Origin of the sequence: Stieleria mannarensis, assembly GCF_014154935.1 — a bacterium.
GTDB lineage: Bacteria > Planctomycetota > Planctomycetia > Pirellulales > Pirellulaceae > Stieleria > Stieleria mannarensis.
Window position 1 is genome coordinate 1 of sequence record NZ_JACEHH010000055.1, and the last position, 20,435, is coordinate 20,435.

General features: G+C 59.8%; 16 protein-coding genes and 1 tRNA gene. 11 read left to right on the plus strand and 6 right to left on the minus strand.

All coding sequences use genetic code 11. From position 1 onward, the window contains the following. Position 1 precedes the first annotated feature (1 nt). The 3 genes from H1B37_RS27195 to H1B37_RS27205 form a co-directional block, all read right to left on the minus strand. Positions 2 to 1,336: an alkaline phosphatase family protein gene (locus H1B37_RS27195; protein ID WP_286178246.1), complete on the minus strand. Its 1,335-nt coding sequence runs from the start codon at positions 1,334 to 1,336 to the stop codon at positions 2 to 4. A 302-nt stretch (positions 1,337 to 1,638) separates the two neighbouring features. Further along, positions 1,639 to 3,261 carry a sodium-dependent transporter gene (locus H1B37_RS27200; RefSeq protein WP_182870434.1) on the minus strand — a complete coding sequence of 541 codons (1,623 nt, stop codon included), beginning with the start codon at positions 3,259 to 3,261 and terminating at the stop codon, positions 1,639 to 1,641. Positions 3,262 to 3,699: 438 nt separating this feature from the next. Beyond that, positions 3,700 to 3,772 (minus strand) — tRNA-Phe (locus H1B37_RS27205). Positions 3,773 to 4,101: 329 nt separating this feature from the next. Here H1B37_RS27205 and H1B37_RS27210 point away from each other — a divergent pair. From H1B37_RS27210 to H1B37_RS27250, 9 genes are all read left to right on the plus strand, one after another. Continuing rightward, positions 4,102 to 5,028: a hypothetical protein gene (locus H1B37_RS27210; protein ID WP_182870435.1), complete on the plus strand. Its 927-nt coding sequence runs from the start codon at positions 4,102 to 4,104 to the stop codon at positions 5,026 to 5,028. A 69-nt stretch (positions 5,029 to 5,097) separates the two neighbouring features. Continuing rightward, positions 5,098 to 5,748 carry a MotA/TolQ/ExbB proton channel family protein gene (locus H1B37_RS27215; RefSeq protein ID WP_182870465.1) on the plus strand — a complete coding sequence of 217 codons (651 nt, stop codon included), beginning with the start codon at positions 5,098 to 5,100 and terminating at the stop codon, positions 5,746 to 5,748. A 6-nt stretch (positions 5,749 to 5,754) separates the two neighbouring features. Further along, the gene (locus H1B37_RS27220; protein WP_182870436.1) at positions 5,755 to 6,243 is read left to right on the plus strand and encodes an ExbD/TolR family protein; all 489 of its coding nucleotides are present in this window, start codon (positions 5,755 to 5,757) and stop codon (positions 6,241 to 6,243) included. Then, positions 6,240 to 6,665, plus strand: a complete 426-nt coding sequence (locus H1B37_RS27225; protein WP_182870437.1) for an ExbD/TolR family protein — start codon at positions 6,240 to 6,242, stop codon at positions 6,663 to 6,665. The genes H1B37_RS27220 and H1B37_RS27225 overlap by 4 nt, the downstream gene beginning before the upstream one ends. Before the next feature lie 29 nt (positions 6,666 to 6,694). Continuing rightward, positions 6,695 to 7,492 carry a biopolymer transporter ExbD gene (locus tag H1B37_RS27230; protein ID WP_182870438.1) on the plus strand — a complete coding sequence of 266 codons (798 nt, stop codon included), beginning with the start codon at positions 6,695 to 6,697 and terminating at the stop codon, positions 7,490 to 7,492. A 165-nt stretch (positions 7,493 to 7,657) separates the two neighbouring features. After that, a complete protein-coding gene (locus H1B37_RS27235) occupies positions 7,658 to 11,032 on the plus strand; it encodes an outer membrane protein assembly factor BamB family protein (RefSeq protein ID WP_182870439.1) in 3,375 nt (1,124 codons plus the stop codon). Next, the gene (locus H1B37_RS27240; RefSeq protein ID WP_182870440.1) at positions 11,029 to 13,383 is read left to right on the plus strand and encodes an ABC transporter substrate-binding protein; all 2,355 of its coding nucleotides are present in this window, start codon (positions 11,029 to 11,031) and stop codon (positions 13,381 to 13,383) included. The genes H1B37_RS27235 and H1B37_RS27240 overlap by 4 nt, the downstream gene beginning before the upstream one ends. After that, a complete protein-coding gene (locus H1B37_RS27245) occupies positions 13,380 to 15,245 on the plus strand; it encodes a hypothetical protein (RefSeq protein ID WP_286178248.1) in 1,866 nt (621 codons plus the stop codon). The genes H1B37_RS27240 and H1B37_RS27245 overlap by 4 nt, the downstream gene beginning before the upstream one ends. 249 nt (positions 15,246 to 15,494) lie before the next feature. Continuing rightward, positions 15,495 to 17,048 (plus strand): redoxin family protein, encoded by a 1,554-nt coding sequence (locus H1B37_RS27250; RefSeq protein ID WP_182870441.1) that lies wholly within the window; start codon positions 15,495 to 15,497, stop codon positions 17,046 to 17,048. Positions 17,049 to 17,144: 96 nt separating this feature from the next. Here the strand turns inward: H1B37_RS27250 and H1B37_RS27255 are convergent, their stop codons facing one another. Both H1B37_RS27255 and H1B37_RS27260 read right to left on the minus strand, forming a co-directional pair. Then, complete coding sequence (locus tag H1B37_RS27255; protein ID WP_182870442.1) at positions 17,145 to 17,582, minus strand: S1 domain-containing protein; 438 nt, start codon at positions 17,580 to 17,582, stop codon at positions 17,145 to 17,147. A 134-nt stretch (positions 17,583 to 17,716) separates the two neighbouring features. After that, positions 17,717 to 18,523: a YqgE/AlgH family protein gene (locus H1B37_RS27260; RefSeq protein WP_182870443.1), complete on the minus strand. Its 807-nt coding sequence runs from the start codon at positions 18,521 to 18,523 to the stop codon at positions 17,717 to 17,719. 77 nt (positions 18,524 to 18,600) lie between these two features. Between H1B37_RS27260 and pdxH the strand changes: the two genes are divergently transcribed. Together pdxH and H1B37_RS27270 are read left to right on the plus strand one after the other, a co-directional pair. Beyond that, positions 18,601 to 19,260 carry a pyridoxamine 5'-phosphate oxidase gene (pdxH, locus tag H1B37_RS27265; RefSeq protein WP_182870444.1) on the plus strand — a complete coding sequence of 220 codons (660 nt, stop codon included), beginning with the start codon at positions 18,601 to 18,603 and terminating at the stop codon, positions 19,258 to 19,260. Between the two features lie 33 nt (positions 19,261 to 19,293). After that, complete coding sequence (locus H1B37_RS27270) at positions 19,294 to 19,992, plus strand: hypothetical protein (protein WP_182870445.1); 699 nt, start codon at positions 19,294 to 19,296, stop codon at positions 19,990 to 19,992. Between the two features lie 22 nt (positions 19,993 to 20,014). Here the strand turns inward: H1B37_RS27270 and H1B37_RS27275 are convergent, their stop codons facing one another. Then, complete coding sequence (locus tag H1B37_RS27275) at positions 20,015 to 20,425, minus strand: NAD(P)H-dependent oxidoreductase (RefSeq protein ID WP_286178249.1); 411 nt, start codon at positions 20,423 to 20,425, stop codon at positions 20,015 to 20,017. Positions 20,426 to 20,435: the final 10 nt, after the last annotated feature.

Sequence of the window (20,435 nt, forward strand, 5' to 3'; positions counted from 1 at the left end):
ATCAACCGCCGCCCAGCAGCGCGCGGATGTAGCCGGCGAAGCCCCGCATGTCGGCCGGCAATGGATGAGTGTCCGAGGGGCCGATGATGATCGGGCCGTCGATCGGGTCGGGGTGCAATCCGTGGCTGCCGCGGACCAGCGTCGGATCCAGCGGAATCACGTCCATCTTGTAGCGCATGCCGAGTTTCTTTTGCAGCAACCGCCCGGCCATCCGAACCTTGCTGGTCATGAACAACTCGCACGGGTCGTAGCCCGGCTTGCGATGGATATCCACCGTGCGGGCAAAGTCGGGCGCGAGCGCGTCGTCGTTCCAGTAGTAATACGTGAACCAGGCATCGTTGTCGGCCAGCGCGATCAGTTCGCCGCTGCGTGGATGATCCAGTTCAAGTTCGCCGGGTTCGAACACTCCGCCGATCCCCGGGACCGCTTCCAACTCCTTTCGCACCGCCGCGACGAACCCCGGATTGTTGACGTAGACGTGCGCCAATTGATGGTCGGCGACCGCAAACGCTTTCGATTCCCCCGGCATCAGCACTTCGCCGAACGGCCCGTTCCGCACTGACAACCAGCCGGCTTGGCGAAGGATCCGGTTGATGTGAATCGGGCGGTCGGCGGGAACCAATCCATATTCGGAAACAATCACCACCTGTGCGTTGATCTCATCGGCGGCCGTCAAAATGGTTTGCACGCACTGGTCGACCTCGGCGACACGAGCCGGGTCGTGGTCGGGGAACCGTTGGAAGTCGTAATCCAGATGCGGCAGATAGGCGAGCGTGATCTGCGGCTGCTTTTCGCGCATCACCGTCGCCGTCGCTTCGGCGATCCAGCGGCTGCACGGCAGCCCGGCGCCGGGGCCCCAGAACGTGAAAAAGGGAAACGGGCCGTGCCGCGCGGTCAAGTCACACTCGGTGTGGTCCAGGACGTCAAAGACCTTGCTGCCGTCGCATCCGTAATGCGGCTTGGGCGTGCAGCTGTACCGCGCCGTCGACGACTGATTGAACCACCAAAACATCTTTGCGGTTTCAAAGTCGTCATAGAACGCCGGCCCCTGGACCAGCGAGCGGGCTTGTTGCCAGAACCGAATCTCCTGCGTCTCGCGATAGTACCAACCGTTGCCGACCACGCCGTGATCGCGCGGCGCCAAACCGGTCAGCATCGTCGCCTGAGACGTGCACGTGACCGCCGGCAGCGGGCTGGTCCAGGGCATGAAGTTCTTGCCGCCACCGGCGAGCGCATCTGGCGGCGGATTGCCGGCGAGCGAACGAAGGGCCGGCGCGTCGGCCAGCAGCCGAGCGGTCAATCCGACCACGTTGATCACACAAACCCGATCCATCATTCCGGATCGTCATCCGGAACCGGCGGAAGGGTCAACACGCGGTACAGGCAATACGTCAACAAGGTTACCACCGAGCCGACCGAGGCCGTCATCACGATCCAACCATAAGCATTCATTAAATTCAAAGTCCAGGTTTCAGGTTTCAGGTTTCAGGTTTCAGGTTTCAGGTTTCAGGTTTCAGGTTTCAGGTTTCAGGTTTCAGGTTTCAGGTTTCAGGTTTCAGAACCGTGCGATTTTTTCTTGTCACCCATTTTCTTGTCTCTACTTCCCCAGCTCCCAGCCCCCAGCCCCCAGCCCCCAGCTCAATTCAAATTGTCGAATCGGCCTTGCTGTCGCCAGCGGAGTCCGGCCACGTGCACCATCACCGCCAAGAACGCGATTGTGCCTCCGATGAACAGCAGCGACATCAAGATGACTTCGTCGCCGGCGATCTTTGACAGGTATCCCTGCGTGACGGTGCCCGTTTCCGGGTCAGTTTTGTCCAACACGTTTTCCCAAGCGAACGCGATGAAGATCGCACCCAGGTAGACCGGGACGACGTACTTGAGCATGTATTGCACGGCGGTGGGTATTTTCAGGTGTGATCCATGGTTGGACTCTTCCGCCCCACGTTCGATCCCAAACACCCAGCCGTACATCACCGCCTGGACCATCGCCAGCACGAAGATCAAGAACGTGCCGACCCAGAAATCAAACGTGTCGAGCGCTTTCAGGCCCGCCGAAAAGTACATCACGAAACCGCTGCCCGAGAGCGAGATGATTCCCAGCAGCGACACCGACGCGCCACGCTGCATCCCAAAGCCTTCCTCGAAGAACGCGATCACCGGTTGCAGCATCGACAGGCTGCTGGTGATCGCCGCCAAGAACAACATAAAGAACCACAGGAACCCGAAGAATTGACCGGCGGGCATCTGCGCGAACACGTTCGGCAGCGCCGTGAACCCCAGTCCGAACGTGCCCTGCTGGCCGACCGTTGCGCCGAGAAAGATGAATGCCGCCGGCAGCGTGATCAGCCCGCCCAGGCAGACTTCGAAAAACTCATTCATGCTGCACGCGGTCAATCCGCTCAGCACCACGTCGTCCTTCTTTTTCAGGTAGCTGGCGTAGTTGACGATGACGCCGAACCCGACCGACAGGGAAAAGAAAATCTGGCCCGATGCGGCCAGCCAGGTCTTGGAATCCAACAGTGCCGAAAAATCGGGATTCCACATGAATCCCAATCCAGAGTTCACCTGATCGGCGGGCAAGGTCAACACCCGGACCAGAACACACAGGGCACACACGACCATCATCGGGATGGCATAGCGACAGAACGTCTCGATCCCTTTGGCGACACCGCGGTAGATAAAAATGAAGTTGATGACGAAGGTGACGATGACGAAGTACAGCAACGACGACTCGCCGCGGAACGCCGCCCCGTTCTGCCCCTCGCCGCTGCCGACGAAACTGCCGAAAAACGATTTGTACGCCGCCGCGTCTTCGCCGAGCATCAGCGATCCGTTGAGGTACGAAAACGCATACGCCAGACACCAGGCCTCGATGACGACGTAGTACATGTAAATCACCAGCGGGATCAGCAAGGCCGGAACCGCCAAATACCGCGCCTTGGCACTGCGACAGACGACGCTAAAGATGCCCGGCGAGGAATTGAATCCGTGGTGGCCGCCGTACCGCCCCATCGTCCATTCGGCCCAGCACAACGGGATGCCCAGCACCAGCAGCGAGATGAAGTACGGTAACAAGAACGCCCCGCCACCGTTCTGGGCCGCTTGACCGGGGAACCTCAGAAAATTCCCCAGGCCGACCGCGGAACCGGCGACCGCCAAGATCACGCCGATTCGAGTCCCCCACTGTTCGTTGCTGCCGTGGTGCTGTTCGTTGCTGCCGTGATTTGATGCCGGTTGATTTTCGGATGAATTTTCCACGTCTTTCCAGTCTTTGGATCGGGACAGGCGGACAGGCGAGCGGTCAGTTTACCCGGCAATGTCAATTTTTGGCGACGGCAGCCGAGAATTCTGGCGCAAGGGAACGTTGCCGGCCCTGAAATTCGTGGACGAAAACCCGCGGACGAAAATCTGCGAAAACTTTTGTTCGCCCGGTCCGTCAACCGTCGCCCCTTGATGCGGACGACCATTGGCTGTCAGTCATTGGCTGTCAGTCATTGGCCGCCAATGGAGAGCCACCGATGGAGGTCCGGTGCGACAGACGATGATTCAGCCGCCGCCGCAGGGGGCCGCGAATGGGGCGATGGCCGGGACGGGCGGCACCGCGTGTGGCAATTGCTGCGGCGAGACGCGTCCGGCTGGGCCGAGGCCGCGAAGTCGAGGCTGCAAAGTCGAGGCTGCGGACGCGTCCAAGAGAAGTGGTCAGGGCCGGGCTCGAACCGGCGACACCGGCCTTTTCAGGGCCGTGCTCTACCAACTGAGCTACCTGACCAGCTGGAAGATTCATTCGATCTGTGGGGATCCTAGGCTATGATGCCATGGTTCGTCAATTGGTTCACCTTCGATAGAGACATCTTTGATTTCGGCAGCGACGTTTGGCAGATGCTTGCGACACCGTATGATAGCTCGAATTATCTTCCCAAACGGCGGTTTCGTCACCTCGGTGATCCCTTCGCCAACTTTTCAGACCAATTATCTGCCTGCACTCGCGGCCGATGGGTTTTCCGATCACACTAAACGGTCGTCAGCCCAGCGAACGTTTCGGGTCGAAACACGAATCAAGGATTCCGGCCACGCCGGCATGGGCGGAGGTATCTAAAGATGTCATCGATCATTGATCAAGAAAAAAGAACGGATCAACTGGAAGCGGCGCGGCAGGAACGCGAACACGAACGCGAAAAACTGAAACTCAGCCGCTTCGACTCGGTGACGTCGCTGTTCCTGGCGCTGATCCTGTTTCTGGGCGCCTTTGTGTTCATGATGTTCGTCGTCTGGCTGCTCAGCGGTGAGCCTAAACCGATCGCGCTTGCACCGATCATCGAAAACCCTCCGGGCCGGGGAGAGAACCCCGAGGGATTTGAACGCGATTTCGAGCCTCCGGGGGCCGAAGAGGTCGAGGACCTGATGGAACCGACCCTGGCCGACACGATCGAAGCGGTCACCGACGCGGTCAGCAGCGTGGCCGCCTCGCTGACGACCGCCGACACCAACGCCACCGCCTCGACCCAAGGCACCGGCCAGGGCGACAGTCGGCCGCCGGGCCCCATGGGCGAGGGGGATGACATCATCGGTCGCTGGGAACGCTGGGAGTTGACGTTCAACGCCAAAGGCAAAAAGGACTACGCCAAACAGCTGGATTTCTACAACATCGAATTGGCCGCGTTCGGCGGCGGCGGCCCCAACGTGATCGAAATGGCCAACAATCTGTCCGGGTCGCCGACCAAACGCGTCAACACCCAACCCAAGACGGAAGAACGACTGTACTTTTCCTGGAAACTGTCCAACCCCCTGCTGCAATTCGACCGTCAGCTGCTCACCGAGGCCGGGATTCGAATCGACGGCCGAAATGTGATCCGGTTTGTCCCCAAAGATCTTGAAAACCGGCTCGCCAACATGGAAAAGGAATACGCCGAAGGCAAGGGGAAGAAATTTCCGCATTCGATCGCCAAAACCGTGTTCGAAAGCACCGCCAACGGCAGCGGATACACCTTCAGCATCGTCAGCCAGCGCTATCGGAACGGCTACTAGGTACCAGCGCTCGCGCTTTTCAACCCAACACCCTCAACTTATCCATCAACGGGAAAGACACGAATGTCAATGCTCCTTGCGTACTCGCTTTTCAACATGATCGCCGATGCGACCTATCTGGCACTCGCGGCGGTGGCACTTTGGGGGTTGTACTGCATCGTCGTCGTCTGGAATCGCGTCGGGCAAAAACGGTTCAAGTCCGAAGACGAACAGGACCAGTTCTTGGATGACATCGAACAGATGATCCAGTCCGGTGATTTCGAAGGCACGATCGACTACTGCGACGGCGACGCGCGGGCACTGCCCCAGATCATCGAACTGACCGTCAGCCACCGCAACCTGGGCTACAACCGGGCCCGCAAGTTCATGATGGATCGCTTCCAACGCGACGTGATGAGCGACTTGGATTACCGGCTCAGCTGGGTCAGTACCGTCATCAAGGCCGCCCCGATGATCGGGTTGTTCGGCACCGTCTTCGGAATGATGGGGGCGTTCCAAACCCTGGCCACCGCCGAATCGGTCGAACCGAGCAAGCTGGCCGGTGACATCCGCGTCGCCCTGGTCACCACCGCCAGCGGGCTGGCGATCGCCATTCCGCTGATGATCTTGGTCGCCAACGTCAACATCAAGATTGCCAAAATGGAAGATCTGGTCGGCTCGGGGCTCAGCCGATTCATGGACGCCTTCAAAGCCGGGCTCGCCCGCAGCGGGGGACGCTAATTCATCATGAGCAGCGTGATCGAAGACGACGTTCTGGAGGAAGAAGATGATTTCCAAATGCCTCGCAGCAAGCGAGACGATGACGAAATGGATATCACCCCCATGATCGACATCACCTTTCTGTTGCTGATCTTTTTCGTCGTCTGCTCCAAAATGGATCCGACCCAAATGGGAAAGATCCCCGAGGCACAAAACGGAATCGCCGTCAGCGCTAAAGAATCCGCGGTCGTCTTCATCGAGCCGGCCGGCAAAGACAAAGTCGTTCTGAAACGAATCGACGGCACCGAATTCAGCACCGATGAGGAAACGCAAACCACCGAGCTGATCGAATACATCACCGAGGAACTGAAAACGACCCGCGGGGAAGAAAAAAACCACGTGATGATCATGGGCGACGGAGAAATCGCGGTCGGCGAAGTCACCCGGGTGCAGAAAATCATCGGCGATGCGTTCGAGGATATCAATTCCACCTACATCGCGGTCAAAGAGTTATGACGCGCCGCAAAGAACAAGAACTCGACCTGACGCCGATGATCGACGTCACTTTTTTAGTCCTGATCTTTTTCATGGTCACCGCGTCTTTTTCATTGCAGCGTGCGATCGAAACGCCGAATCCCCAGAGCGATCAAGCCAGCGGCGACCTCGTTGCCGAGCAACGTGATCCGATCCGATTGCAGGTCGACCGCCACGGCTGTTTTTTGTTGATGACAACCGACGGCCAAACGGAAATTGTCGGCAAGCAGGAATTGGTGACCCAACTGGCCGCGGCCAAGGGGGGGAAATCCGAACCGATGGGATTGTGGATCGAAATCGAATCCGCCGCCCGTTTGCAGGCCTTGGTCGATGCGGTGGATGCGGCGACGATCGCCGGATTTGACCGCTACCAACTGACTGAAACCGATTCCGAATACATTTAGACACACCACTCTTCCGCTTTTCCTAACGCATGTCGATCCCAGTTACCTGTCCCCAGTGTGGCGCGAGCAACAAGGTCAACGATTCGTTGGCCGGTCGTCGTGTCCGCTGCCCCCAGTGCGACACCGCGGTGCATGTCCCCGAGTGGGACGAGAGCGCGGCTCCGCCGCCGCTGCCCAGCGACGTGCCGGTCGAATCCGCGGCTGCGGACACCGAGACGGCCAATGCCCCCACGGCCGAACCCGCCGCGGCGGCCCCCGTCGCAGGTCCGCCGGCTGGCACTGCCCCGCCGGCTGGCACTGCCCCGCCGGCTGGCACTGCCCCGCCGGCGTTTCCCAGCAGTCCTCCGCCATCCGGTGCCGTGCCCGAGGACGACGATGATGACGAGCCGATTTTCCAAAAATCGAAACGCGAGGAAGAAGAGCTCGACATGACGCCGATGGTCGACGTCACCTTCCTGCTGTTGATCTTCTTCATGGTCACTGCGGCGTTCAGCCTGCAAAAATCGATCGAAATGCCGCGGCAACAAACCGATGCCCCGAGCACGACCGTCGTCGAGGAGGAAGAGGAAGACCTGGAAATGGTCGAGGTCCAAGTCGACGAATTCGGGGCCTTCCTGGTCCTGGCGACCGATTGGCAAGAAGAAACACCCGGCAAGCAAAACCTGATCACCACCCTTAAACGTGCCAACGAATCCGGCAACCCGGCGCGACTGGTGATCAAAGTCCACGAGCTCTGCAAGCTGCAATACTTGGTCGACGCGATGGACGCCGGAACCATCGCCGGGTTCACCGAAACACAGGTCACGCAGGTCGAGGAGTTTGACTAGCCCCGACCCGATCGAGACGGCAAAGAACCGACACCCGACAACACGACGCCTGGCGCGTTCCGCACTTGATCCCCTGCCGAATTTCTTGACGCGTTGCGTGACGCTCGGCGGCGGCACCGCGGGACGATCAAAAAATCACTTCTCACCACCACTTTCTTGAACACGATGCTTGCTAACGAACTGATCGATCAACTGGAGCGACGCGGTCTGTTGGACCAGGAGATCATCGAGGCTCTTCGCGAACAACTCGACCAGGGCGGCGCGCGGGTGACGCCCGAAGCCGTGGCAAAGTTGTTGGTCGACAACGGACAACTGACCCGTTTTCAGGCGACCAAGTTGATCGGCGAACTACGCAGCGGCGAATATGCCGACGATTCCACCATGGCCGCTGCCGAGATCGTCGAAGAGGATTTGGTGGCGATCGACGAGGACGATGCGGTCGAAGTCGAGGCCGTCGAGGCTATTCCGGTGGATGCGACCGCCGACGCGTTCGATGAATTCGCCCAGGCCGAAGCCGTGCCCGTCGAAGCCGTCCCCGTGGAAGCCGTCCCGGTCGACGACTTGGACTCCGACACCCCCCAGCGGGAGCGGCCGCGGGCCAGACGCACCAAGCCGGATCCCAAGGAAAACCAATGGGATTCGTTCAAAATCTACGGCTTTCTGGGCATCATCGGTTTCCTGCTGCTCTCCGGCGGTGGTCTCTACTGGATCCTCGCACGCGGCAACGCCGATGATCGCATCAAGATCGCCCACGAACTTTATGACAACCAGAACTACACCCCGGCCCAAGAGAAGTACTTGGAGTTCCTTGACTCCTTCGGCAACTCCAATGAGCACAGCTCCCTGGCGCGAACGCGGGTCATCATGACCGAACTGTATCGTGCCGAAGGGATGTCCGATCCGACCTATGCGACCGAACTGGCGCAAGAAAAACTGCCCACGATCGAAGACGAAGAAGGGCTTAACGAAGAACGTGGTAATCTGGCCGCGCTGCTGGTCAAGATCGCCGAAAACATCGTCGCCGAAGCCAACGAAAAATCGGAAACCACCGCCAAGCGACAGTTGCTCGACAAGCTGAACGAGCAGATCGAACTGACCAACAACCCGCTGTACATGACCGGCGCGATGCGGACGACGCTGTCGGGGCGGCTGAAGGAGATCGACGAGGCTCGAGGTCGGGTCGAGCGTGAAATCAATCGCAACGAACAGCTGGACGCTGCGGTCGAAAAAATGACCGCCCTGCTGGCAGACAAGAACACCAAAGCGGCGTACGACGTGCGTTATGAATTGCTGCAGTCCTTTCCCGAGCTCGGCGACAACGAACGTCTGGTCACGTTGATCGCCAAGGCCAGCGAAATTCAACAGCAATTGGTCGAAACCACCGCGTCGCTGCCCCAGCGGATCGAAGCCGAACCGGAAACCGATCTCCGCCCGATCGTGTTGACAGCACGGTCGGGTGATCGCGTTCCCGATTTGCGTGACGAAGTGATCTTCATCCGCACCAAAGGCAGCGTGTTGGCCTTCAACGGCGAAGACGGCACGCTGCTGTGGCGTCGTTATGTGGGCAACTCCCTGGCCCACAGCCCGATCCGATTGGACGGCGGCACCGCCGTGCTGTTGACCGGGTCGGCCAAGCTGACGGTCGAGCGCTGCGACGGTCGCAGCGGAGACATCGATTGGCGTGTCGAGATCGGCGAACCGTTCAACCAACCGGTCGTCAACGACAACGAAATCTACATTTCCACCAAATCGGGACGCTTGATCACCCTGGACGCGACCACCGGCGATGCCAAGTGGGCGCAACAGATTCCACAGTCCTTGGAAGTCGGCCCGGGCGTCGACGACCGCGCCTCGATCGCCTACATCCCCGGCGACCATAGCAACCTGTATGTGCTCAATAGCAACAACGGCGACAGCCTGCAAAGCTATTACATGGGGCACAAGGCGGGCACGATCGCGGTTCCGCCCACGCCGCTGTTGGAACACCTGTTCGTGGTCGAAAACAAAGGCCCCGAGTACTGCCTGGTTCACATCCTGGGGGTCGACCAATCGGGCAAGAACGTGAAAAAGGTTCAGGACCCGGTGCGGATGAGCGGTAACGTGGTGGTTTCGCCGATCGTTGCCCAACAGCGTCGCCTGGTCGTGCTGACCGATCTGGGCGAGATCTCGGTGTTCGACGTCGAAGTGACCAGCGAGACCGACAAGGTTTCCGTGGTCGCCAATCAACTCGCCTCCTACGGCACACCGACGTTGACGCAAATGGCCGTCGGCCGCAGCCAGATGTGGACGACCGGATCGCGAATCGGACGTTACGAATTGCAAGTCAATCGTGGTCGCGTCGTCCCGGATTGGTTCAAACACGAAGGCGACCGATTTGTCGGACAACCGCTGGCGATCGGCGACGCGCTCGTGCACGCCCGTCAGCTCCGCGGGACCTCCGGCATCCGTGTCTCCGCGGTCGATCCCAAGTCGGGCGAAGAATTGTGGCGAAACGATATCGGCGCCCCCGTCGCCATGCTCCGCCGCGCCGAGGCGGGCGTGCATGCATTGACCACCCAAGCGGCCCTGTTCGAATTGGATCGGTCCGCCCTGGGCAGCGGAGCGACACGGGCGCCGATCGAAAATCGGGGCAGTGTGGGCGTGATCATGCGGTTCGAGGACCCGTTGAAGGTCGACGACCAACGCGCCGTGTTGCTCAACAAAGCCGGCGGGGAAGGCGGCCAACAGGTGGCGGTCTACGATCCGACCCGTAAGACTGAAAAATTGCGGTTGGTCAGTTTGAATGTGCTCTCGGGCAAACCGTCCGGCCGCGGTCTGGTTGCCGGGGGCGGATTGTTCCTGACGCTCGACAACGGCCGTGCCGTCGTGATGAATTTCCAAACCGGGTCGCAGATGGGCAACCCCTTCCAGCCGATCAGCAGCCCCGTCGAAAAGATCAGCTGGACCAACGCCGTCGCGCTGCCCGATGACCCGGGCCAAGTCGTCGTCGCCGACAGCCGCAGCGGGCTGTATCGCTTGCGTGTCGGTGAGCGGACCACGCCGCTGGCCGAAACCAAGCTGCCCGCGCCGACCTTGGGGACCATCGCGGGCGTGGGAATGACGCTGGTGGCCGCCACCAGCGGACCGGCCGCCGATGTGGTCATCGGACGTGATCTTGCGACGTTGAAAGAAAAGTTCCAAACCCAGATGGACGGGCGGGTCATCTGGGGACCGGTCAGCGCCGGCGACCAGGCGGTCGTGTTGACCGACGATCAAATCCTACGCGGCATCACGCCCGACGGCCGGCCCACCTTTGCCGTCGCCGTCCCGCGCGGTTTGCCGGTCGGCGATGCCGTCGTCCACCAGGACAACATCATCATCGTTTCCGATACCGGCTGGATCGTCGTGATCGACCCGACCTCCGATGATCCGGTCGGCCTGACCGAGATCGGCGAACCGTTCTCGGCAACTCCCCTGGTCCTGCAAGATCGTTTGCTGGTGCCCGGTGAAGAGGGTGTCGTTTACGTCGTCAAGATTCCCAGTGGGGTGAGTGGTCAATGATGTTTCCTTTTCAATTCAACCCAACCAAGTTCGTTCTTGCGCTGGCCCTGATCTGCCTAGTCGGTGTGTCATGTGACGCCCCGGCGTGGGCGCAACTGTTGACCTATGCCGAATCCGGGGAACCCGAGGATTCCGGATTGGGGCTGCTGCAGGAAGAACCCCACGACATCATCTACTTCACCGAAGCCTCCGGGGGCGGCTGGGCGAAGGTTCTGCTGTTGCCCATCCGCAACATGCCGACCACGCCTCGCGGTTCGTTGCAGTTTTCAATCGTGGGCATCGAAGACGACAAGTTCGTCGCCAAATGGTCCGATATCCGGCGCATCGATTTCTGGGAAAAGCGACTCGAGCGAGAAACCGCATCGCGAATCGCCAGCGGGGACTTCGTCGGCGCCTACCCGTTCCTGTCGATCTTGATCCGCGATTATCCGCGGCGTCCGGGGCTGAAGACCCTGCGTGCGGAGTTTCTGTGGCGCAATGCGATCCAACGTGCCTCGGGTAGCCAACGCGCCGAATCCCTGGCGATGCTGGAGGAACTGCATCGCTACGACCCCCAATACAACCAAGCCCAGGTGATCAAAGCGATCAGTTTGACCACCGGATCGGTGATGCAGTCTCTGGTCGACACGGGGGACTTGGACAACGCCCAGCAATTGCTGGCCCGGCTGAAAGAAGACTACGGGCGATTTGACCTGCCGGCGATTGCGAAGTGGGAAGGCGAATTTTTGCGGATGGCGACCGAGAAACGAAACGAGGCGATCGAAGCGGTCAAACAAAAGGACTTTCGTTCGGCCCGCAAGCTGGCCCGCGAAAGTCTGTACCTGAAACCGGACATCGACGGCGGGCGTGAGCTGGTCCAAAAGATCGACGAAGCCTACCCGCTGGTTTCGGTCGGCGTGTTGCAAGCGGCGCGGGTTTACGATCCTGTGCGGATGGACAATTGGGCCGCCCGACGTGCCGGACGCTTGCTCTACCGCAACCTGTTCGAGATCCAAGGCGCCGCACCCGAAGGCGGTGAATACGATTTCCTGTTCGGATCGGCCGAAACGACACCCGACCGGCAGGTGTTGGAATTGTCCCTGGAAACCGCAAAACTGCCCAATCCGCTGAACCAAATCGAAGTCGATTTCCTGGCCGATCAGTTGGCACTGCGCGCGACGCCCGAATCAGAAACCTACTTTTCCCCCTGGGCGGCATCGGTCACGGGAATCGGAATCGATGGCCCGCAACGCATCGAATGTATCCTCCGCCGTCCCCACGTGCTGCCGACCTGCTTGCTTCAAATCAACGTCGACGCCAGCTGGTTCGGGGGCGAAAAAGGCGGACCGACCGGGGATTATTTCGTCGACGTTGTCGACGAGGGCCAAACACGCTTCATGCTGACCGAGGACGCGCGGCGGGCCAGCGGCGACAGCGGAAAACCCCGCGAAATCGTCGAGGTCCGATGTGCGACCGGCAGCGAATCGGTCTCCAAGCTGCTCAGCGGCGAGATCGACGTGTTGGACCAACTGTTCCCCGCCGATGCGATCAAATTGAAAGAGCGACGGGACGTCAAAGTCGTCGAGTACCCGTTGCCGACGATCCACATGTTGGTCCCCTGTTCGGACCACCAGTTCGTCGCCGACAAAAATTTCCGCCGGGCGCTGCTGTATGGCATCAACCGCGAAGACATTCTTCATGGCGAATTGTTGGAAAACCATGCGTCGCCGGGATGCCAAGTCCTCTCGGGGCCGTTCCCCGCCGGGCTCAGCCAGGACGATCCGCTCGGTTATGCCTATGACACGTCGATCCTGCCGCGACGGTTCGAACCCAGCCTGGCCCAGTTGCTGGTCGCGTTGAGCAAAAATTTGAAGGCCGCCGAAGCGAAGCGAAAGGATGAGCCGGAACCCAAACTCCGCGCCGTTCGACTGGCGTTCCCCGCCGACAACCTCTCACGCGTCGCCTGTGAAGCGATCCGCAGCCAATGGGAATTGATCGGGCTGGATGTCGAATTGGTCGAGCTTCCGATCGGACGCACCTATCCGGACCCCGATACCGCGGACTTGGTGTATGTTTCCTGTGCGATCTGGGAGCCCATCATTGACGCGCGTCGATTGCTCGGACCGCGAGGATTGGCCCGCAGCGAAGATCAATTGATCGGGCTCGGTTTGCGTCGCCTGGAAGAAGCGCGAAACTGGAAAGAAGTTCGCGACCGTTTGTTGGTCTTGCATTCGATTTCGCACCACGAATTACCGGTCTTGCCGCTGTGGCAAATGGTCGATTCGTTCGCGTACCGGAACAACCTTATTGGGATGGGCAGCAACATCGTGTCGCTTTATCAGAATGCCGGGAATTGGAGATTGGAATTTTGAAACGCCTCACCATCATCCCGACCAAGTTCATCTTCGCCATTGCTGTCGTTGCGTTGCTGTTTTCGACGGCGGCGCCTTCATTGTCGGCACAGACCGCCGACGCCCCGGCCGCGGCATCATCGGAGGTCGATTCCGAAACCGACGCGGCAACCCGCGAACCGGATCGACGAGCCGATGAGCCCTGGGACTATTCGCCCTATCGCGTGTTGATCTGGGTCGCATCACGCGACCCCCGGTTTACCGCCGAAACGCTTCGCGAACCTTTGGCGGACTACTTGGATCGTGATTTCAACGCACTCTGGCGGACCACCATCGAGGACGCGCCGGCGTCGGTGGCCACCGCGGCGTTTCGTTCGATGGGTGATTTGTCGTACGACCGGATTGCCGCGTCGGACCCGGTGATCGCCGTCAAACGCGATCACGAAGACGCGATTCGCATTCAGTCGGTACGCAGCTTGCCACAATACGTCAGCGCCGTGCCCACCACCAAAGGCATGCAGGCCAATGTGTTGCGTCGCGCGAGCGAGTACGGCGATGCAACCATGGGCGGCACCTCGGCCAAGTTGCAACCGATCGACGGCGACGCGATCGCGTTGGCGGAATTGTGGAACGATGCGTCGACCGAAGCCTTGTTGGTCACCCGCGGGCAAGCGACGACGTTTTCCAAACCCGGGGCGAAGATCGTCCCCTTGCCCGTGACCGGATTGGTCGCCTCGACCGTCCAGCGTTACGACAAAGTGTTCATCGTCCGAATCCGGCAGGATGCCAACGGGTCCACGGTCGCGGCGATCGAAATGGAAACCTTGATGCGATCCTTCGGCGCCGTCGTCCAGGCACCCTTCCTGTCGGCCTATGACCTGCCCAACGTCGTCGGTCACTCCGTCACCCGGGCGTTTTCGCCGATGGTGCGGATCGACGATGCCGGCCAGAAAACGGCAACCGGGATGATCCGCGCCGGCAACCTGATCCTGGATCCCGAATCCCCTGCCAACGTCCCCGTGGGAAGCGCCCTGCAACCGATGATCCGCAAGAACGATCGCAACGGCAAACCGATCGCGATCGGGCGGATCGAGTGGGCGTATCTGATCGCGACCGAACGCGAAGGCCCCAACGTCAACATGGACTACTACTCCGGCATGGCCGGTGGTCTGCAAGGCCGAAAGAATTCACGGACCTTCAAAATGGCCATGCTGCTCAAACCGCTTCGTGAGGAAACGATGCTGCGGCTGCACGTCAAAGGCCGCGAAGACCTGCCCTTGATCGGCTACGAACTCTACGAACGCGAACTCAAAAGCAAGTCCATGTCCTTCGTCGGACGGACCGACTGGAACGGACGACTGGCGATCGAAAAGACGGAGGACCCGCTGCGTTTGCTGTACGTCAAAAACGGCGGCGCGGTGTTGGCACGATTGCCCATGGTGCCGGGGCTGACGCCCAAGGAGGTCGCGGACCTGACCGGCGACGACATGCGGTTGCAGGCCGAAGCGTATATCCGCGGCGTGCAAAACGCCATCATCGACCTGGTCGCCATCCGCAAACTGCTGGCCGCTCGGATTCGCATGAGGTTGAAGAAAGGGCAGATGGAGGAGGCCGAAGAATTGCTCACCGCACTTCGCGAACAACCGACCAACGAGCAACTGGCCGACGACATGGGAAAGAAGCAAGGAGATTTCTTGAAAGAGATCGGCAACCGGAATCCCAACCAGCGTCGCAAGGTGGACATCATGTTCAAGGAAACCCGCGAGATGTTGGGCAAGCAAATCAACCCCACCGTCATCCGCGATTTAGAATCCGACGTGCAGCGCGCCAAAGACAACGGTGGCAAACTGCCCGACGAACCGGCCGAAGACGAAAACACTTAAGCGGTCGGTGCGATCTTGCACAACTTCGACGTAGCTACGCTCGCCAGAGCGTGGAACCCCCCGGGGTCCCACCTTCTGGCGAAGGTAGCTACGTTTGACCGGCGATTCACGATGTTTCTGATCGATGCGATGGCGACGTGCTGAAAAGGATTTTCAGCGTTTTTTCCGACTTTCGCCGCCATGTTCCCGCCGCAAATCTGTTTCTATTAAGAGGAGACACTTTTCCAACCGCCGGCGGCGAGGGCCACGATGAAACGTCTGATGAATGCGACCCTGTTGATTTGTCTACTGATTCCGTCGGCCCACTCGGCCGATCACGTTTATGGGACGATCGACGGCTGGGGACAGATGGTCGATCCGAATGGCGATTGCCGTTTCCAGGTGGGAAAGAACAGCGTCGCGGTCACCTTCGGTCCAGGTCCACATGGTTTGGACGCGGAAAGCAATCGCATGAATGCGCCCCGCGTCCTGCGTTCGATCAGCGGTGATCATTCCATCTCGGTCATCGTCCAAGGCAATCTGCCGCTACCGGAGCTGGCCTACGCCTACGTCAGCGGCGGTTTGGTGCTGATGCAGGATTCACGGAGTTACATCCGGCTGGAACGCGCCAGCTTCATTCGCAACGGCAAGAAATCCTTCTACACCAACTTTGAGCAACGGATTGATGCCAAGCGGACACGGATGGGCCGGTTCGCCGATTTTCCGCTCGACCCGGCCCGGAACGTCGAATTGCGGTTGGAAATCAGTGGATCGACCGTTCGGGGACTCGTCCGCCATGCCGGTGAGGAGTGGCACGAAATGGGCACCGCGAAAATCCCCCCCGGTCAAACCTTTCTTGCGGGCATTTCGGGGGTCAAGACGATTCCCGATGAAGTCAACGTCACCTTCGCCGACTTCCGCGTCCAACGCAACCAAAATGTCGAAGCCTCCGACAGTTCCGAAATCGACCTTTCACCCGCCGCCCAGAGCGTTGCTCTGCCAAGGTTGCCCAATTCCGCTTTGATGAAATTATTGCCTCGAATCAATCAGCTGCAGGCGCGTTCGAAAAATGTTGGCGAGATGACCGATGAAGAAATCGCCCAGTTGATTGAAGACGCGAAAGCACTGGCCGGTGAAGACGCCGAAGGTTTGCCGCAACCGCTGGGGCCGGGCATCGCTCATGGGCTGGCAAGCTCATTTCGCCGGGCCGGAAAGCCACGTTCCGCGATCCGAGTCTACCGAGAGTTCGCAGAAATGCTTCAGCAGCATGGCGAAGATGATCCTGAAATCCGAACCGCGATCGCAAGTTTAAAACGCTCGGCCGACAAGCTCCAAACGAAACTGGACCTGATCGGAAAGCCGATCGTTGTCGACGGAGTGCTGATCAGCGGAGAGCCGATCGACTGGGCAGACTATCAAGGCAAAGTCGTCCTGGTCGATTTTTGGGCGTCGTGGTGCGGCCCCTGCCGACGCGAAATCCCCAACATCAAGGAACAGTACGAAGCTTACCATGACCGCGGCTTCGAAGTCGTCGGCGTGTGTTTGGACCGCGAACGAGACAAGGCCGAGGAGTACATCGATTCGGCCGAGATCCCCTGGCCTTCCATCTATGACCCCGATGCCGAGGGAGAATCGATGGCCAAACGCTATGACATCACCGAAATCCCGACGGCCATCCTGGTCGATCAAGATGGAAAGATCGTTTCGCTGGAAGCTCGTGGCGAAACATTGCCCGCGCTCTTGAAGGAATTGATCGGGCCAAAGGAGAATGTTGACACCGAAGCAGAACCCGAAGAAAGCGAGGCAGATCCTGAGTCGGAATGAATTTCCAAATCCTTACGCTGATCAACGGCATCCTGCTGCTACCGGTCGCCTGATTCGGTGGCGGCGACGCCGGGGTGGCAAGCCTTTCCCGGCGTTTCAATTCCGCCAATCGGGACGTTTGCGACGTGCCTTGGGATGATGGGTGACGACGTTGAACGTCGCGTCACGGCCGGACAGTTTTCGCCCCTTGGGACGTTTGGTCAATCGAACCGCCTTGGCACGCAGACGCTGTTCCGATTCAAAGATCTCGTCATCGATCTCGAACTCGACGAACTTTGTCACCAACTCCTCGGGGACCAGCTTTCTCGGTTGATCCGAATTGTTTTGACGCAGTTCACCTGCCCCTTCCGCCTCCGCGCCTCCGAATTGCCAAACGGTGTGGTGAAAGAACACGTCGTCGCGAAAGTCCTCCGCCTCGATGAAGCCATAATCACCCTTGGGGTCGATGAACCGGATCGTCCCGAGACGCTTGCGCGTGATGCGGAATTTTTTGAGGCGTTCGTCTTCGGTCGGTTGGGAGTGATCGTCGGTCACGGCAAGCGGGCGGCACAGGGATGAAAGGGGAAAACGGCCGATCGGGCGCGTGCTTCAAAGGTACCAAGAAAGCCGAACGGCGATAGCCGAAATCCGCGGGCGTTGCTCAACCGCTTCGACGCCCGGCGCGCCGATCAATTCACCTCGGCGGCATACGGTGTGTCGGGGATCCCCAACCAGTTGGTCAGCGAGCGTGTGGTTGCCCGGCGAATGACCGTCGGCCACAGTTCATGATCACCTGCAAAGACGTCTTCGTCGGTGGCATCGATCATGTGCCAGAAACCCGCGTCACGCTCGGCACGAAGCTGGTCGTTGGTCCAACCCAGGTGCCCGACGATCAAGCGGAACGGTCCCGGTTTTTGCCGGACCAACGTCTCCAGCATGTCTCGCTGGGCGGCCACATAAATCCCCTTGCCGGCCTGGGCTTCGGCATGCTCGCTGGAACTGTGGACGGCGACGACCGGCCCAGAAAGCGGCCCGCCGAAATGAATCGTGCCCAGCGACTTCGATGCCTCGGCGGCTGCCTCGGCGGCCACCACATGCTTGTTGCCAGCGACGGGGAGCGACGCGGGCGGCCCTGCAGTGTCCGATCCCGCCCCCGGCAAATTGGTCGGAAACGACGGCGGGCCCGAGGGGGAATCCGAAGCCCCGAGCCTGTCGTGCGACGCGCCCGGTTGGTTCGCATCCCCCGGCGCGGCCTGGCCGGCCGACGATCCGAGCAGCTTCGCCAATCCCGGCGGAGCGGTCATGGGGCGATTGAGCAGCACCGCAAACACGTTGTCGCTATCCTGATGCACGATCAGCGAAACGGATCGACTCAACACCGGGTCTTGCACAGACGTCGATGCAACGAGCAGCTTTCCGATCATGGATTCTGACGGTTGGGGAGGATTCAATTCCTGCATGACTTCACCTATAAACAAGACAACCCGAGCTGCCAATTTGGCAGCTCGCTGATTCGCCGACTCTCAATAACGCACCGCGCGTGCCAACTCCATCGCCTCGAAAAAAGACGACCATGAGCCTTGACGAAATGCGGCAAAGCTACAAGCTCGGCCGCCTGGAAGAGAAAGACATCGCCGCGGACCCGCTGGTTCAGTTCCGCACATGGCTGGCCGAGGCAATCCAGGGGTCACCGGCGCAGGGGCCACTACCCGATTGGGTGGAAGCCAACGCGATGACGCTGTCGACCAGCGACGGGCAAGGCCGGGTGTCCAGCCGCATCGTCTTGCTCAAGGGGCTCGAGGACGACCAGTTTTGGTTCTACACCAACTACCAATCCCACAAGGCCGGGCAGATTCGTTCCAACCCGAACGTCTCACTGTGCTTTTTATGGCCCCACGTCCAGCGCCAGGTGCGGATCGAAGGCACCGCGGCCCAGGCGTCACGCGAGCAATCGGTCCGCTACTTTCGAAGCCGGCCGCGTGACAGCCAACTCGGTGCCTTGGTCAGCCAGCAATCGACCGTCGTCGACTCCCGTGGCGTGTTAGAGAAACGTTTGGAGGAGTTGAAGAATCGGTATGCGGATAAAGAGATCCCTTGCCCGGATGATTGGGGCGGATACCGTGTCAGCCCCAGCCGTTTTGAATTCTGGCAAGGCCGTGACAGTCGTCTGCACGATCGACTCTGTTATCGCCAGCAAGGTTCACAGTGGATCGTCGAAAGGCTTTGCCCTTAGAGCCTGCGACCGGCCAACCGTTTCCACATCGCCATGACGCGCAATCGAAAAGCAATCGTCATCTCACTCGCCTTTCACGCCTGCTTGCTGGCCGTGTTGCTGGTGTGGTACGTCCCCCGCGGCGATGTCGCCTCGCCCCCGATGGTCACCACAAACACGGCCGATGAATCGCCACCCCCGTCGCCGGCCTCCCCGATCGTCGCTGAACAAGTCGATCTTCCGCAAGTCGATCTTCCGCAGCCGGACGTTCCGCCGGATCAGATTCAGCGTTCGGTCGACTCGCAAATCAAGGCGACCGAAAAACTTTCCGATCAGCAGAAACTGACGGAGCTGGAACGGAATCTCAAGCGGCTGGAGTCGGTCGCCAGTGAACAATCGGTCCAACAGGTTTCGTCGACCATCGCCCGGTCGCTCGGGTTGGACGTCGACCAGTACGCCACCAAAGAGCCGCCTGGTGAAGGCGAGTTCGACATCGACACGGCGCAGCTATCGGATGTCGTGCGGACCCGTGATGAATCGGGAGCCTGGCAATACGAAACTGTGATGGTCGACGCTCAAGGACGTCAGATGCGTGTGCCGACCGATGCCGCCAGCGGCCAGCAATTGTATGACACCTTCGAATTGATGAAACGCTATCCGATGGCCCGCGGCGTGTATCAAAGCGTCGTCATGCCGATGCTGCAATCGATGCTCGAAGCCCCGAAGGAAATCGACCAAGCCAGCCCACCGTGATCCAGCCTCCTCGATAGGCGTTTCATGCCATCGCTGCGTATTCTCCGGCAAGCTTCAAAAGCTGGCGGCGAGCCGAGTCCAAGGAATCCGCCAATGCGGACCCGCCATGTTCATCATTCTCGATCGCGACGATTTCAACCTCCGTCACACCGATGAACGAAAACACCGTTCGCAAGTGTGGATCGAGGTGATTCAGCGTTTCGTTGCGTCCACCGGGACCGTAACCTCCGTCGCCTCGCGAGATCACCGCGATCAAACGTTTCCCGTGGACCAGTGGCGTGTACGCGGAATCGTGGCGATCGGGGTGAAAATCGAACGTTCGGCCGACGCGAACGATTTGATCGACATAGGCCTTGAACCCGCTCGGCATGCCGAAGTTATAGAATGCGAGCCCGAAGCGTCGATCGGGGCGTCGACCCACAATCGATGACAATCCTAGACGC